13 protein-coding genes are annotated in these 14,633 nt (G+C 49.0%); 4 read left to right on the top strand and 9 right to left on the bottom strand.

Annotated features, from left to right (window positions below; genetic code table 11):
• Positions 1–519 precede the first annotated feature (519 nt).
• The 4 genes from ACYVAM_RS28385 (at position 520) to ACYVAM_RS28370 (ending at position 5,842) form a co-directional block, all read left to right on the top strand.
• Complete coding sequence (locus ACYVAM_RS28385; protein ID WP_461073459.1) at positions 520–1,707, top strand: glutathione-independent formaldehyde dehydrogenase; 1,188 nt, start codon at positions 520–522, stop codon at positions 1,705–1,707.
• 429 nt (positions 1,708–2,136) lie between these two features.
• Positions 2,137–3,003 carry an aldo/keto reductase gene (locus ACYVAM_RS28380; protein ID WP_461073457.1) on the top strand — a complete coding sequence of 289 codons (867 nt, stop codon included), beginning with the start codon at positions 2,137–2,139 and terminating at the stop codon, positions 3,001–3,003.
• A gap of 593 nt (positions 3,004–3,596) precedes the next feature.
• Positions 3,597–3,890, top strand: coding sequence for a putative quinol monooxygenase (locus ACYVAM_RS28375; protein ID WP_461073455.1), 294 nt, complete (start codon positions 3,597–3,599; stop codon positions 3,888–3,890).
• Positions 3,891–4,300: 410 nt separating this feature from the next.
• Positions 4,301–5,842, top strand: a complete 1,542-nt coding sequence (locus ACYVAM_RS28370; protein WP_461073453.1) for a sensor histidine kinase — start codon at positions 4,301–4,303, stop codon at positions 5,840–5,842.
• Between the two features lie 263 nt (positions 5,843–6,105).
• Here the strand turns inward: ACYVAM_RS28370 and ACYVAM_RS28365 are convergent, their stop codons facing one another.
• The 9 genes from ACYVAM_RS28365 to traK all read right to left on the bottom strand — a co-directional run bounded on the left by ACYVAM_RS28365 (position 6,106) and on the right by traK (position 14,633).
• Positions 6,106–8,139 carry a M13-type metalloendopeptidase gene (locus ACYVAM_RS28365; protein ID WP_461073451.1) on the bottom strand — a complete coding sequence of 678 codons (2,034 nt, stop codon included), beginning with the start codon at positions 8,137–8,139 and terminating at the stop codon, positions 6,106–6,108.
• A gap of 405 nt (positions 8,140–8,544) precedes the next feature.
• Complete coding sequence (locus ACYVAM_RS28360; protein ID WP_461073449.1) at positions 8,545–9,174, bottom strand: hypothetical protein; 630 nt, start codon at positions 9,172–9,174, stop codon at positions 8,545–8,547.
• Positions 9,175–9,200: 26 nt separating this feature from the next.
• On the bottom strand, positions 9,201–10,211 hold the full coding sequence (locus ACYVAM_RS28355) for a hypothetical protein (protein ID WP_461073447.1): 1,011 nt from the start codon (positions 10,209–10,211) through the stop codon (positions 9,201–9,203).
• Between the two features lie 200 nt (positions 10,212–10,411).
• Entirely contained in the window at positions 10,412–10,828 is a 417-nt protein-coding gene (locus ACYVAM_RS28350) for a hypothetical protein (RefSeq protein ID WP_461073445.1), read from the bottom strand.
• On the bottom strand, positions 10,825–11,421 hold the full coding sequence (locus ACYVAM_RS28345) for a conjugal transfer protein TraO (protein WP_461073443.1): 597 nt from the start codon (positions 11,419–11,421) through the stop codon (positions 10,825–10,827). Before ACYVAM_RS28345 ends, ACYVAM_RS28350 begins: the two co-directional genes overlap by 4 nt.
• Positions 11,418–12,281, bottom strand: coding sequence for a conjugative transposon protein TraN (gene traN, locus ACYVAM_RS28340; RefSeq protein WP_461073441.1), 864 nt, complete (start codon positions 12,279–12,281; stop codon positions 11,418–11,420). The genes ACYVAM_RS28345 and traN overlap by 4 nt, the downstream gene beginning before the upstream one ends.
• 119 nt (positions 12,282–12,400) lie before the next feature.
• Positions 12,401–13,684, bottom strand: coding sequence for a conjugative transposon protein TraM (gene traM, locus ACYVAM_RS28335; protein ID WP_461073439.1), 1,284 nt, complete (start codon positions 13,682–13,684; stop codon positions 12,401–12,403).
• Positions 13,681–13,998 carry a hypothetical protein gene (locus tag ACYVAM_RS28330; RefSeq protein WP_461073438.1) on the bottom strand — a complete coding sequence of 106 codons (318 nt, stop codon included), beginning with the start codon at positions 13,996–13,998 and terminating at the stop codon, positions 13,681–13,683. Before ACYVAM_RS28330 ends, traM begins: the two co-directional genes overlap by 4 nt.
• Positions 13,995–14,633: a conjugative transposon protein TraK gene (gene traK / locus ACYVAM_RS28325; RefSeq protein WP_461073436.1), complete on the bottom strand. Its 639-nt coding sequence runs from the start codon at positions 14,631–14,633 to the stop codon at positions 13,995–13,997. Before traK ends, ACYVAM_RS28330 begins: the two co-directional genes overlap by 4 nt.

Genomic DNA, 14,633 nt, shown 5'->3' with positions numbered 1-14,633 from the left:
TCTGCATGTGGCGACAAGGTGAATGGGCTTGTCTACAGCAGACACTATCTGTCTGTTAACCAAGCGCCAAATGGTCTGCTGTTGCTCAGTCTAAAGGGATAAATGATACAGATCGTGTTGACGGGCTTGCCCGATCCACACGACACGCCCTTCGGCTAACCCAAACGCTTCGCTCGGCAAGCGTGGGTCTTATCCTGGAAAAACCAGTTGTTTTTACGCCTTTTTAACTTACCGCTCAGGTAGGTTTCTAAACCCGTCATTGTCGCGGCTGGACTCATTTTGCCAAAAGGGCAAGCGCTTAAGCTAGCGTCAAGGCGGCATGACAGCTTGACGTCTTCAGTAGAGTAGTTCAATCACCTTTAACGACAGGTAGCTATGTTAGCAATGAATTTTCGCGGGGCCCGTCAAATCAGGTTAGACCGGAAAAGGGACAGGAAGGGTAATCGATTGTCCCTTGCCGAATGGCCTTTGAGACTTTTTAGCTTTTAAAACAAATTGTTCACCTAATCAAATAGTATTATGAAAGCATTAGTTTATTACGGCCCTAAAAACGTAAGAGTAGCAGAGATGCCGGACCCAAAGATTGAACAGCCCACGGACGTATTGGTGAGGATCACGACGACTAATATCTGTGGTTCGGACCTGCATATGTATGAAGGCAGAACCAATATGGAAGAAGGACGTATTTTTGGCCACGAAAATCTCGGGGAGGTAATTGAGGTAGGTAACGCAGTAGTTAACATCAAAGTCGGTGACATGGTGTGTATGCCTTTTAATATTAGTTGCGGTCATTGTAAGAATTGCGAAAGTGGACTCACCGCCTTCTGTTTAACCATGAACCCTGGGTTTGCCGGTGCCGCTTATGGTTTTGCCGGAATGGGCCCCTATAACGGAGGGCAGGCTGAATACCTGCGGGTGCCATTTGCGGACTTTAACTGCTTAAAACTGCCCGAAGATGCCAAAGAGAAGGAAAACGATTACGTAATGCTATCTGATATTTTCCCTACCGGCTTTCATGCAACCCAGTTGGCAGGCGTTAAGCCCGGAGATAATGTGGTAATTTATGGTGCCGGGCCAGTGGGTTTAATGGCGACAATTTCAGCTGGGATAAAAGGTGCAAACAAAATAATGGTGGTAGATGATCATCCAGACAGGCTGAAACTAGCCGAAGAATTGGGTGGTATACCTATCGACTTTTCAAAAGCACCAGCAGTTGACCAGGTCCTTGAATTAACCGATGGTGTTGGAGCTGACAGAGGTTGCGAATGCGTGGGTTACCAGTGTTGTGATAAGCACGGGCACGAACATAATAATATAACCATGAACGAACTTGTGCAAGCCGTTAAGTTCACAGGTTCCATTGGTGTAGTAGGTGTTTATGTTGCACCAGACCCAAAAGCAGAAGACCCTCTTGCGAAAAAAGGTCACATGGATTTTGACTTTGGCAATTTTTGGTTGAAGGGTCAAAGTATTGCAACAGGCCAGGCAAACGTTAAATCTTATAACCGTCAGCTTTGCAGTTTGATATCATCAGGCAAAGCCAAGCCGTCAGTCATTATTTCTCATGAGCTTTCATTAGAAGAAGCACCGGACGGTTACAAGCATTTTGATGCCCGCGACAGAGGCTGGACTAAGGTGATCTTAAAACCGGGTAAGCAAGGCGCCACAAAAAAACAAGTAGAAGAACGAGAGGCAGTAACTGCATAAACCCCAGAATACTGCGGTTTATAAATCAGGAAAGCCTGTAAATTAAAAATACAGGCTTTCCTGTTGATTGATAATGTTAATTGTGGTGATCCAATGCGGCATTACAGGCTTTTTCATTAGCGAATCCATCCGGTGCTTGTTTAGAAATACTACAAGGTGCGGAATCATAGCCTAATTACTGATTTTCAGGTTATAATACGCACTGGCGAAATCATTTATGGTTGCTCATCGACGCTTCGTAGTGTGCAATTAGCTGTTTGAGGTTGTGTGTCGTCTAATTCGGTAAAACCAATAACAATATTTTCATGAGCAGTACTAGTTCTTTAACAGCACATTCAATTTCAACATACAATACATCAAATTTTTGAAAGGTTCTTATGCACAACCCTATTGGCAGCTACATCGCTTTACAACACAAAACAGGCAAACATGAAAACATCAAATGTTGGTATACGAACAACGATGCTTCCGTCAGGCAGAGCGATACCTGTATTCGGTCAGGGCACATGGCTGATGGGCGAAATAGCATCGAAGCGAAAAGCAGAACTTGCCGCACTTGAAACGGGCTTAAATCTGGGCTTAACGCTCATTGATACGGCTGAAATGTATGGCGATGGAGCCGCTGAAGAGCTGGTAGGCCAAGCCATAGAAAGCCGTCGTAAAGAAGTTTACCTAGTGAGTAAGGTACTTCCAAACCATGCCACCAGGCAGGGTGTAATAGATGCCTGCCATCGAAGCCTCAAACGGCTAAAGACTAATTACTTAAACTTATACCTGTTGCACTGGCGTGGCGGAATACCACTTGATGATACATTGGAGGGGTTTACGTATCTCAGGGATCAGGGGTATATTGTTGATTACGGTGTAAGCAATTTCGATACAGCCGATATGAAGGAGGCATTGAATTCAACCGGAAGCGAGGGAATAGTGACGGATCAGGTTATGTATAATCTTGCAAACCGGGGTATCGAATACGACTTGATGCCCTTGTGCCGTCAGCGTGCCATTCCCGTTATGGCCTACTCGCCGTTAGAACATTCGCCCGAAGACCGCAGGAAAATGCTCGAACATCCAGCATTAAACCTGGTTGCAGGGGCACATGAAGCCACTCCGACACAGGTGGCCTTGGCATGGCTGCTTCACCAGAAGGTTATTGTAATCCCTAAATCGGGCACACCAAAACATGTAGAAGAAAATCGCCGTGCCCTCGATATCACCCTTACTGAAAATGATCTGACAACACTTGATCAGGCCTTTCCGCCACCGCACAAAAAGGTGCCGCTTGCGATCAGGTGAGCAGCTTTCTGTGCCGGTGAACTACATTTATTAGCTACTTATTTTGGCGGCCTCGTGGCAGACGAAAGGCTAATATAGCCGGATAGTTATTCTATTTCAGAGGATGATTAATTATACATCAGTTGCTCCCAGATCAATAAGCAACCCGATTACAATGAAGGTGAAAACAAACGAACCACACCCTATGCCATTTACCGGATGAGGCTGCCTGATGCCTAATGCGCTACCAAGTTAGTTTCGGGTAACCTTCCACCTAGTGTCCTATTGGTCCGGCTGCTTCGGCGGTTCAACTGGATGGCTCACACCGCAACGGGGGCCCGTGGGCGACCCACCGTTTTGCCGGTAAGACCCATATCTGATAAACAAGTAGTTAGGTTAAACTACTAGGAGGTCATGACCAAACAAGGGGTTGCTATGTTAGTGGCGTGCAATTTTACCTCAAAATACCAACCTGTCATGACACATCAAACGGGCGTTTCAAGTGACACAATCAATTTACCCTATCCCGTGTCTTGAATGAATTAAAAGTGTAGGACCAAAGTCGTACGCTTGTTAACGATCATACGTATTACAAACCTTTAAACTCATATATCATGGAAAAACTGTCATTACTGGCTCGTGTTCAAGCCAAACCTGGCCAAGAAGCTACTGTCGAGACCTTTTTGAAAGAAGCGCTGGCCATGGCTCAACGGGAAGAGGGCACCCTTCGTTGGTATGCCTTCAAGATCAATGAGAATACGTTTGGTATTTTCGACACATTTGCCACCGAAGACGGCCGGCAAGCCCACCTGAGCGGTGAAATTGCGAAGGCGTTGCTGGCCAATGCGGATACGCTACTGAGTATGCCTCCTGTGATCGAACAGCTTGAATTACTTGCCGTCAAGTAACTGTTATAACAGGATAGGGACTTTCGTGCTTTGGCAAGTCAAGTAGGATAGTCCCTACCCTGTTACAAATCAAGCGACATGTAGTATATTCTCAAAATACCTTCCCCAGTGAGACTAAGAGGCGTTCATGTATCTACTTCTGGGGTCGGACGTTTTTTAGAGAAACGACAAACGAAGGAGCTGATAAAAGGGTTTCCCCGTTAAAATTATCTGCCCCCCCTTGCGCCTTGCCGCCTTGCCCAAAATTCTGGACCGTATTAGGTCTATGGAACTCAACCGGCAGCCGATGAACTCAGCCGATCGGCTCTCAACTTAATCAATGTACTTTGCCCGGGTGAAGTTTTCCAGTAAGATACGACCCCAGATTCCCTCAAATCAAATGATATTCGTGTCATATAGCGCCTTCCAGCATGCCATCTGCACTACCCAACCCAACCAATTTAGACCAGCTCCTGCCCCTGGCCGACGATTTGCCGGTGATGATTTGGGTCACCCAACCCGACGCTAGCTGTGTGTTCCTCAACCAGCGCTGGTACGACTACACCGGACAAATCCAGCTGGAGGCTTTGGGCATAGGCTGGCTGAGGGCGGTCCATCCCGACGACGCTCAGCCAGCGGGCGCTATCTTTCTGGCCGCCAACCAGGCCCGGCAACCCTTCGCACTGGACTATCGGCTACGAGCCGCCGACGGCACCTACCGCTGGATGAAAGATACGGGCCGCCCCCGTTTTGACGCCCAAGGGAACTTTCTGGGCTTTGTGGGCTCGGTTACCGACATTCATGAATTAAAGATCACCCAGCAGCGGTTACAGATGGCCATCGAATCCACTGAGATGGGCACTTGGGACCTTAACCCCGCCACGGGCGAGCTGATCTGGTCGGATCAATGCAAAGCCTTATTTGGCTTACCGCCCCAGGCCAGCGTCAGTTATCCGCTGTTTCTGCAAGGGGTGCATCCCGATGACCGGGAGCGAACCGATGCCGTCGTTCAAGCCGCCCTGCAAGGCCACCAGTCGGGTTTTTACTCCATCGAGTACCGCACCGTGGGCTTAACTGACGGCCAGTTACGCTGGATTCGTGCGCAGGGGCAGGCTTACTTTGACCAGCAGGGTGCGGCTACCCGCTTTGTGGGCATGGTGGTGGACATTACCCAGCACAAACTGAGTCATGAACTCCTCGAACAGCGGGTAGCCCAGCAGACCCACCAGTTGCAGCTGGCCAATCAGGACCTGCAACGCTCCAACGAGAACCTGCAACAGTTCGCTTTCATTGCCTCTCATGACTTGCAGGAACCCTTACGAAAGATCCAGTCGTTTGGCGACCTGCTCAAGAGTCGTTACACGGGTTCGGTAGGGGATGAGCTAGCCTACCTGGAGCGGATGCAGTCCGCGGCCAGACGCATGTCCACCCTGATCAAAGACCTGTTGGACTTCTCACGCATTGCTACCCAGCGGGATGCCAGCGGCCCGGTGTCCCTGGATGAGGTCCTTGAGCACGTGTTGACCATGGTCGAGATGAGCATCCAGGAAACGGGCGCTCAGGTGAGTATTGACCCCCTACCTACTGTACAGGGCAATGCTTCGCAGCTGGGTCAACTGTTTCAAAATCTGCTGACCAATGCGCTTAAGTTTCGGCGTACAGGGGTGACTCCCCATATTGTCGTTAAGGCCAGCCAGGTGGCGGCCCATCAGTTGCCTGCCGGTCTCAAGCCCGCCCGGTCAGCTATGGCCTACCACCAGATTGCGGTGATGGATAACGGGATCGGTTTTGATGAGCAGTACCGGGACCGCATCTTTCAGGTCTTCCAGCGCTTACATGGCAAGAGCGAGTATGTGGGTACGGGCATTGGGCTGGCCATTTGCCAACGCGTAGTGACCAATCATGGCGGGGCGATTATGGCCACTAGCCAACCCGGTCAAGGCGCTACCTTCAGTGTGTATCTGCCCGCTTAAGCGCAAGAGGGAGCCTGGCGATCCTCTAGTATGACTGGCTGATGTAGCAGATAACGTCCGTATTTTAGACCGTATGCTATTGATCGTGTAAGATAGCTTATAGAAAAAGCGCTGTCTTACATAAAGGCTCCATTAAGTAAGACGTTGAAGCTTTTGGCCACCTCTTTATCCTTGGAGTCTATATAGTTTTCTAACTCGATGGAATGATTGGCTAGCGGTTCCGGCAACCAACAAGTCGACCTAACGAAGCACGACAAGCTCGCTTACCATACTTTTATCCTTACTGATTCGCTGCGGTAGAGTTGGTCGCCAGACCGAACCGGAAAACTCTCATAAAAAGGGGGAAAATTGCTCAAGCTTCCATTGACTCGAATGGATTCGGGTGGGTGAACGTCGGTTTGAACGGTTTCCTTCAGAGCTTTATCGGTATAGCTAGCCCGCCATTGCTGAGCAAACGCTACGATAAATCGTTGAGTGGGCGTCAGCCCCTCTAGCGGCTTACCCGCGCGGTATTGGTCCGTTTGCTGAAATGCTTCGTAGCTAGCCAGAAGACCGGTCAAGTCCGCCATCGTTTCGCCTACAGTATTGGTACCATCGATCGGAATATTGGCCAACACCCTGTAGCCATTGTACTGCTTGATGAGGGGGCTAATTTTTTGGCTAAACCGTATCGAGTCATCCCCCGTCCACCACTCTCGTTTCGTTCCATACACATCGTAGTTTTTGCCTAAGTTGTCTAGGGCGTGGGACAGCTCGTGGCCAATCAGCGTGCCAATGGCCCCATAATTCAGCGCATCCTCACCCCCCGAAAAATAGAAAGGAGGTTTCAAACTGCCAGCCGCAATAATAAACCCATTATAGTCGGGCTCGTACGAGCTGGCGATGCTCCAAGGGGGACGACGCCAAGCCGTTCGGTCTTTAGCTTTGCCAATCGCTTGTAAATACTGGCCCCTTTTCAGCCTAAAAAGTTGGTGATAATTGGCCAGGTAGTTATCCTTAGTGAACTTCAAACGCATTGAGGCCAGCGTGTCTGGATAGCCAATCTTGACGATTAGCGTTTGGATCTTTTTGATAGCCAGTTGTTTGGTCTGGGGAGCCAGCCAATCTATAGCCTTCAGCCGAGCCGTGAAAACCGCTTTAATCCCATTAGCGATCCGGTATATCTTGGCTTTATCAGATTGGCCCAGCGAGTTACGGGCATATAAATCACCCAGTAGATCCGCTAAACTATACGCGTCGTAATAATCCGTCATCAGATCCATCACTTGGCGCTTGGGACTATAAGGCGTTTGACTTCTCCACAACGTTCTTTGAACATAGTTGTAGTGAGTTCGGGCCATCTGAGGGCCTAGATAAGCCATGTTATACAGCACAAAATCGGCCGCTAACTTTAGTTTCCAATCGGCTAAGGGGATACTCACCAGCAGCTTATTTAAACCAGCGTAGTAGCGGGGGTGCTCCACCGAGATAAGTAGCTCATGCGGGATGGCAAACCGGTTAAAAATTTGTCGCCAGGGCAGATTAGGAAATAAGTCGACCAACTGAGCATAGCGGAGCCGATGCGTCGATTTAGTCGAATCACAATAAGCCGCAAGCTGTTTTTCAACGGCTAGTACGCGGCCTGCGTTTTGGTGGGCGGTTGTCATGCTATAGCCTAAATAGGTCCAAATACTGGCCAAAAAATGCAAATACGCTTGCTGGACCGCTGGCTGACCGAGTAGGTTAAGCTGATAGTATTTTAGAGGTCTATTCAATCCGGCTTGGCCTAATACGGCTTGCACAATTCGAGTGGTGTCGACATCATCGACGGCATAGAGGCCCATCAGCCGATTAGATGGCATTTCGAGTTGATTGGCTAGGTAATGTTGTAAATCCGATTTAGTCCGCACCTGTCGAATCAGGTTCAAGTGCCGTTTTAAGGAGCGTTTACTATTTTGGGGACTGAGTAAGGAGTCTACCCCGCTGCTGTAAAATGCATAGAGCAATCGCCCGGCTTGGGTGTGGTTATACTGACCAGCTATCACATCCCGGATCAAGTCGCTCAACAAGGAGTCGTTCTGAATGATTAACTCGGTCATGGCTGAACGGTACCCCTCAGGTGGAATCGTCGTGCGCTTCATCCATTGGCCATTGGCGTACTGATAGAAATCATTCCCAGGCACGTAAGAAGAATCGAGGACCGAAGCCCCCACGAAATGCGGCCCTGTTGGGGGAGCCTGTGCCTTAGCCCCACGAGTGGCAAAGGCGAGCAATAGAGCGGTCAGTAAGCGGTAAAGCGCCCATCGATAAAAAACCATAAAACGACTGTAGTAGGAACCTGACAGAACCCCTGACACGATTAGCTGTCTTTCTAAAGCGTAGGACAACTAATTTCTATTGGTCTACGTCTTAGGCTTGGTTCCTGAAAAGGGGACTACAAAAGGATCGATTGGTTAACCAAACGAGTAGACAGACGTGTGTTACTAACTGGCCGGCAATGGTGACGGTCAGACGCTACAATTGATAGTCAGTAAAATAATCGTCTCACAATAATGCTCCCATATGAGACAATATAGCCTTTGTATATCTGCTCTATAAATGGGGTGTTTCCCGAAACAGGCGGAAGCCAAGTTCCAAGTGAAGAGGTAAGCGATATTTTATAAAAACAGAAGCCCTGATCTGTCTGACCAGGGCTATATTACTTTCTATGTAAAATGTCTGGACTAGTTGCGCAGTAGCAGGTCAAATGTGCCAGTAACATTGTAGTCTTTATCTGAGGGTGCACCAACACCTATGCCGAATAGGGCCGTCTGAAAGCTACCCTGGATGCGGTAGAGGCTACTACCCCCCTCACTCTTGATCAGCGTTGATTCAGTAATGGTAATTGTGCCAAGCCTGGCTGTATACAGCTGGGGGCCGGGCAAGTTTAACGTTAGGTCAGCCGCAGCTCCGATCGGGGTTGGCTTACTTTCGAATCCCATCGGATAGGTACCTACATCAATGGTGTTGATCAGCACCAACTGACCATTAGACTGATACTCGTCCGGCACCGTGCCATTTTGTTTATAGGGCAACGGTTGGCCAACTGTAAAATTAGCCTTGAACCCGCTATTGATGCTGCCCAGAACGCCAGTATACGTTTTATTGGTTGCGTTTTGGACTTCCGGGCCCTCGGCTCTTAAGGATAAGGCCCCATCAACCGTTATTAGGCCAGAACCTTCATAACCTGTTAGGGTAGCCGGTATGCGTAAGTAACCCGGCAATTGTGCCTGAGGGTCCGGATCCTTACCCCTGCAGGCCCAAAGGCCAGCAACTAAAGCCAGAACAATGACGTAAAGCGAGTATCGTTTCATTTCCCTTTCCAACCCTTTGACGGGCATTACTTTTTAGGTCCGTATAAAATCATGTCGTTGCGAGGTTGACTAATGTTGTCATAACGTTTCCTCACTTCAGAATTCATGTTTGCTCGAAGAGCCATTCCCTTCTGAAACGTTTCAGACATCCGCGTATGAAGCTCATCGATCAACTTTAAGCGTTCAGCGTCGGTAAGCTTTAGTGTTTCTGAATCATAGTAGTTGTCAGGAATCACAAACTTATCAACGATAGAACCTACCAGACCTGATATAGCACCCGCTCCTCCCCCACTGGCAATGCCAGCAATCAACGTTCCCGCGCCAGGTACGCCAAACATGGTACCAACCACATTACCCAATAATGTCAAGGATTGTTTTGTGGTCGATTTGAGCGATTCAGACATGTTCTTTTCAAAATCAGCCTTTGCCGCATCAACAGCGCTTTGAAAAGCGGCTTTTTTATCGGCCGGTAAATTGTTGATATCGTCCTGACTCTTTATGCCGAAACTACTCATAATACCCTGCATGGTTTGAGCAAAACCGCCAACTACATCATCCGTGGAGGCAGCCGGTGTCACGCTGAACGTAGGCATTGGCGGGAGAATGATTGGTTTACCATCGGCAATAAGAACCTTCGTTTGGTCCTTAAGCGCACTGGCCGTACCCATAGCCTCAGTGTATTGTAATTGGTACATTTTAATAGCATCTACGAAGCCTGGATTAGATCTGGCTAGTGCTGAGGATTCTGTCATCAGTTCAGAGCGGAAAATCCGCATCTTATCGTGCATCCTAAGAATTTCATCAACCTTGTAGTAGTTCTTCACTCCAGTTGACACGATTACTCTGGAATTAAGCTGGGCTACCGTGAGCTTATTAAGTCGCTCCTGCAGGATACGGATCAGTTCCAGTTTGGCCGCCTGCTCGGTATTGGCATCACCCTTCAAAGCAATGTTGAGTACGTCGGCCGCGCCCTGCCCACTGGCCAGCGAGCTAACCAGTGTGAAGAGGATGAGAATGGGGAGAAAAAAGAATTTCATGACTGTCTGGTTTACGGTTGATTGCCGGAAAGGCGTTTGGTAACGACTGACTTACCCTTACTAGGCAATCCTGTTATGAGAATGCCTTGGAACAATTCTAGAGCGGATTCGGAAGGCTTTTCAATCGAACCAAGGTTGGTTCGATTGAAAAGTCGATTTATTAACTTGATCATACAGACAATGATGTTGATGGGGCTCTATTAGGGAACTACAGTAAAGTTTAATCGAACGGTATCTGGCTGGGTGTAGCCCCGCTCCTGCTGGGCAATCAAAACGATTTGAGAAGCGCCGGCAGCTTCCGGAGTGTACTGCCAGGCTGACTTACCCAAAGGCAGACTAACGCCTACTTTCTGCAGCACGGGTAAGGATTCAGCGTCGCTACCCTTATCCAGTCGACCGAGACCCGATTCCTGATAGAATTGAAGCTGATAGCCATACTCAGAGTAATACGAGTCAGTCAGTAGCTCCAGTGGCAACGCATAGCGCTGATGAGCCTTCAATGTGGCACCGGGAAAGGATGCCTGCAACCGGATCCGGTAATTAGCCCGAATATCTAACGATTCCGACTGGCAGCCCATGGCCAATGTGGTCAATCCGAGGTAAAATAGCTTTCTCATTTGTATTCCGAGTCTGTGTCAAGAATGAATTTGATCCCTACACCCAGATTGAAGCGGGTAGGGATGATATTGGAGCGAAATAGATAGTACTCCTGCGCGCGCAAAACCAGTATTGTGCGACCCGATAAGATGTATTCGCCTTCGATGGCCAGCGTAGGCCCTACAACCCATTCCGATCGGTTCATTAAACTCGCTCCCTGCACTTCATCCCGATCCTGATTGATCGACTCGTAACCACCCGCAACACCGCCACCGACATTGAGTACCCAGGATCGGTTGATCAGCCCCATGACCTTCGTGAAGTAGGTTGTTTCTCCCAGCCATTGAGATACCGGTACAAAGGCTTTGTCATAGGCATAGAATTTCTGATTGAGGTGTACTGTGCCTTTCCAGTAAGAATTCAGTGATTTGTATTTGCTGTAAGACAGACCACCGAAAACACCGAAATTGTCCTGACCGGGCAGCTTGAAACCATCGACGAGGCCCGCCGACAGTTCAATGGTTGATTGCCCGGCTTGGTGAATCTGTGCGCTGGAAGTCTTAGCCAGGCACAGCAGGCTCATGAGCCAAAGTGTAATGAATAGGTATTTCATAGGGGACGGGCAGTTGCTAATTCTTCAGGACCAATTGAAATTGCCAACTGACGACCTCCACTCTCTTCGCCTACCTGAACCACGAGCCGACGGTCTTTTTCCAGTGTCAGGCGCTCGATGGCGATTACCTTGATCAGTTCATCATGCCGAGGGATTACCATCTCACTGGCATCAAATACTTTGATTGGATCAACTGGCACATCCTGCGTAGCTGAGCTCTCCCCGGCTTTCTTCATCTGCATGACATACGTGCGCAGGTAATCAATGCCATAATCGAGCTTGGAGTCATTCTCCATGCCTAGTACCACGTACATGACATCATCCTTGTAGAGGATATTCTTCAGGTACAGATTCATGCCCTGGGCTTTGTAACCAACATGCCGAATCTTCCGTCGGCTATGCATAGCCAGCTCACCTTGACGGTTGAGGTTGTCTGCTAACCGGGCCTGTGACCCGGCGCTTACCTTAGCCGATTTGGATACATCACCATCAAGCAGCACTTTGGTCAGATCATACGTGACCGCATCGGGTTGGTCTTTATAGGTGATCAGGAAGCTAAATAGCCGACCGTCGGCCGTCACCACTGTCAGGTTGGTTTCCATGAATGGATTCTGCCCCAGGGCCTTTAGTCGAAAGACGTTGCTAGCCTTCTCAACGGCTTCCCCGGCGATGTCTTTACTGCCCAGATCGGCATACCGAATCTCATAAGGGAAAATAATGTGGGTGGTTTTGCTATGGCTCACCTGGATGGCATAGGAGGGGCGAATCGTGGAATTGCTCATGGGCAGCACGAACGCCAATTGCGCCAGTGATGGCGTGGAACTCAGTAGGGTCAATAAAAATAGGTGACGAATTTTCATGGGTACGTTGTTTAGATCATTACACATAAGTTGATGCTAACTATTAAGCTTTTAGGTAAAGGTTTTTAAATGTGTGTCAGGACCACATTTAAGAATCTGAGCCGCAGCAGTTGGTAGAACTATTGGGCTTTGAGGTACAGATTGTAGCCAGCCTTAAGTCGAACCGTTGGTTGACGAGCCGAATTAGAGGCACTCATGCGAGCCTGATTGGCGACCGTGTTGACGAGTCCACCAACACCGGGGACCTGAAGGCCCTGAATAGCGGAGGATTGAAGCTGGCCACCAACCGGATTGGATAGTCCCGGCATATTGACACCGGCAATGCCATCGATATCATATACCTCCAGATCCAGAGGAATCAGTTGGCCGTTCAGCTGGAGACTGCGAACAACCATGCGTAGCCGGTCATCACTCGTTTGGCAAATAGCGTGAAGGATTGTGTTGGCTGGAATGGTAATGCCATCGGCTGATATCTCCTTGGTTAATCGAAGCTTTACCGTATTACCACTCTTGAAGGTTTGATCTTCATGGACAACAACTGGTATCATCCAGGCGACAGTCTTTTTGGAACCGTAGGAGTTACCGCCACTCAGAACCGCGCGTTCAGCCTGCCGACGGGAACCCGAAGTCGGAGCCGTGAAAAAAGCGTCCGCACTATTAGCTGATTCAGAAAGACGGGTAGCCGTTAAATTGTCGCTTACCAGAACATTGGCGGCTCTGGTGTCCTCTCCTACCCTATCTGTAGAGATCGCTTCTCCAACGGGCTGATTTGCGCCCGTACGGCTTACTGGCTGAGCGCTTTTGGCCTGATAGGAACGCAACTGCGCATCAATCTGCTGATCAGTGCCTGACCCGGCGTAGTAATTGGGTTGTGTGCCCGGAGCAACATAATAATAGCCCTTTCCTGAGTTGGATCGACGAGTACTTTTTCCGCTGCTACCAATCGGCCTGGCCGTGTAACTGGCAGACTGTTGTTTGGGCGCCATTGATCCACCAGTGGCCAGACTGGACGCGTGATTGCCGAACGTTTGATCAGCCGCTCCCGTATAAGTCGCAGGCTTCACCGGCAATTCTTTGATTCCCTTAAATGCCGAATCGTGCTTACTGGCTGTAAAGGCAGAAAGAACCTGCCCTACTGCAGCCTTGCCATAGGCCGGGTTATCTATTTCACGGCCGTTGATTGATCCACCTTTGGCATTAGGCATACTGGCATTAAAGCCGCTACTGCCAGCACGGCCCGCGGCCTCCTCTTCGGCTAGGTATCTTTCCCCTTTCCCACCCCCAAGTATCCAGAATAAAGCCGTTATAAAGGGGAAAACAATTAGAGGATAGACAAGATAGGTCTTACGGTTTCGATTGAAAGCCGTGTCATCATTTGATAGGGTTACTGCTGCTGTGCTCATTTTGATAAGGCTTTAGTTGAGGAATGGAGTTTAGCCAAACTATCCAATTGGAGCATATCAGTCTGCTGGCGATGTTGAAAGGCCTCCCGACTTCCCTGCGATTGTTCGAAAATCTTCTGCATTGGCTCGATCAGTTCCTGAGGGCTCGTCTGCTTGACAGGCTTCTGCATATCCTCAATACTATTCTTTAGCTTATAGACACTGCCACCACCCAGCAACAGAAGAAATCCTAACACCAACAGCAGTCGACTGCGATCGGACAGACTTACCAGCCAATCCCCAATTCCGGCAATTAGAGTAGGTATCTTTCTCATTGCCGTGATCTTTCTTCAATGTCCGTGTTATCCCGAACCGCAAACTTTTCAATCAGAAAGCCGTGAGGATTTTCCGGAGAACGGGTCACATTCCGTAAGTAGCCAGTGGTCACCAATCGACGGACCGTAATGTTTGTCAAGCGAATGATCTGCTGACGGGCAAACGTGCGAAACACATAAGGGTATTGATTCATGTCCAGTTGAACACTGTCTACCTGAATCTCCTGCGATGCTGAGGCCTGAATCAGTTGATTGTAGTAGCTCTTCTCTTTAGTATCCAGATAGAGCCTGGCTACACTCTCATCAGCATAGGGCAACGCTTCTTTGATGTGCTCCTCGATTGCTTTGGCGTCTGGATCAAGCGTGAAGAATAGCTCATGGAACCGGCGAATGTGATCTTTAGCCTCAACAGGTCGATTCTCCCGTACGTCCCTACGCAGGGATGCCAGCAGCGTTACTCCATCGGCAACGACGAACATCTGACTTTCTGAATCGGTCTTGACTTTATAGGCGAAAGCCAATGCCGATAAGGTCAGCAAAAAGAACAGTCCAACAGCGGCAAAGGCTAGTATTTGGATGTTCCGATAAGAGGTCTCCAGATTGCGGAGTGACTTAAAAAAGGTTTCCTGTGCCAT

The sequence above is a fragment of the Spirosoma horti genome (genome assembly GCF_054776595.1).
The sequence above is the reverse complement of the archived record's forward strand: the minus strand, read 5'-3'. Positions and strand labels throughout refer to the sequence as shown.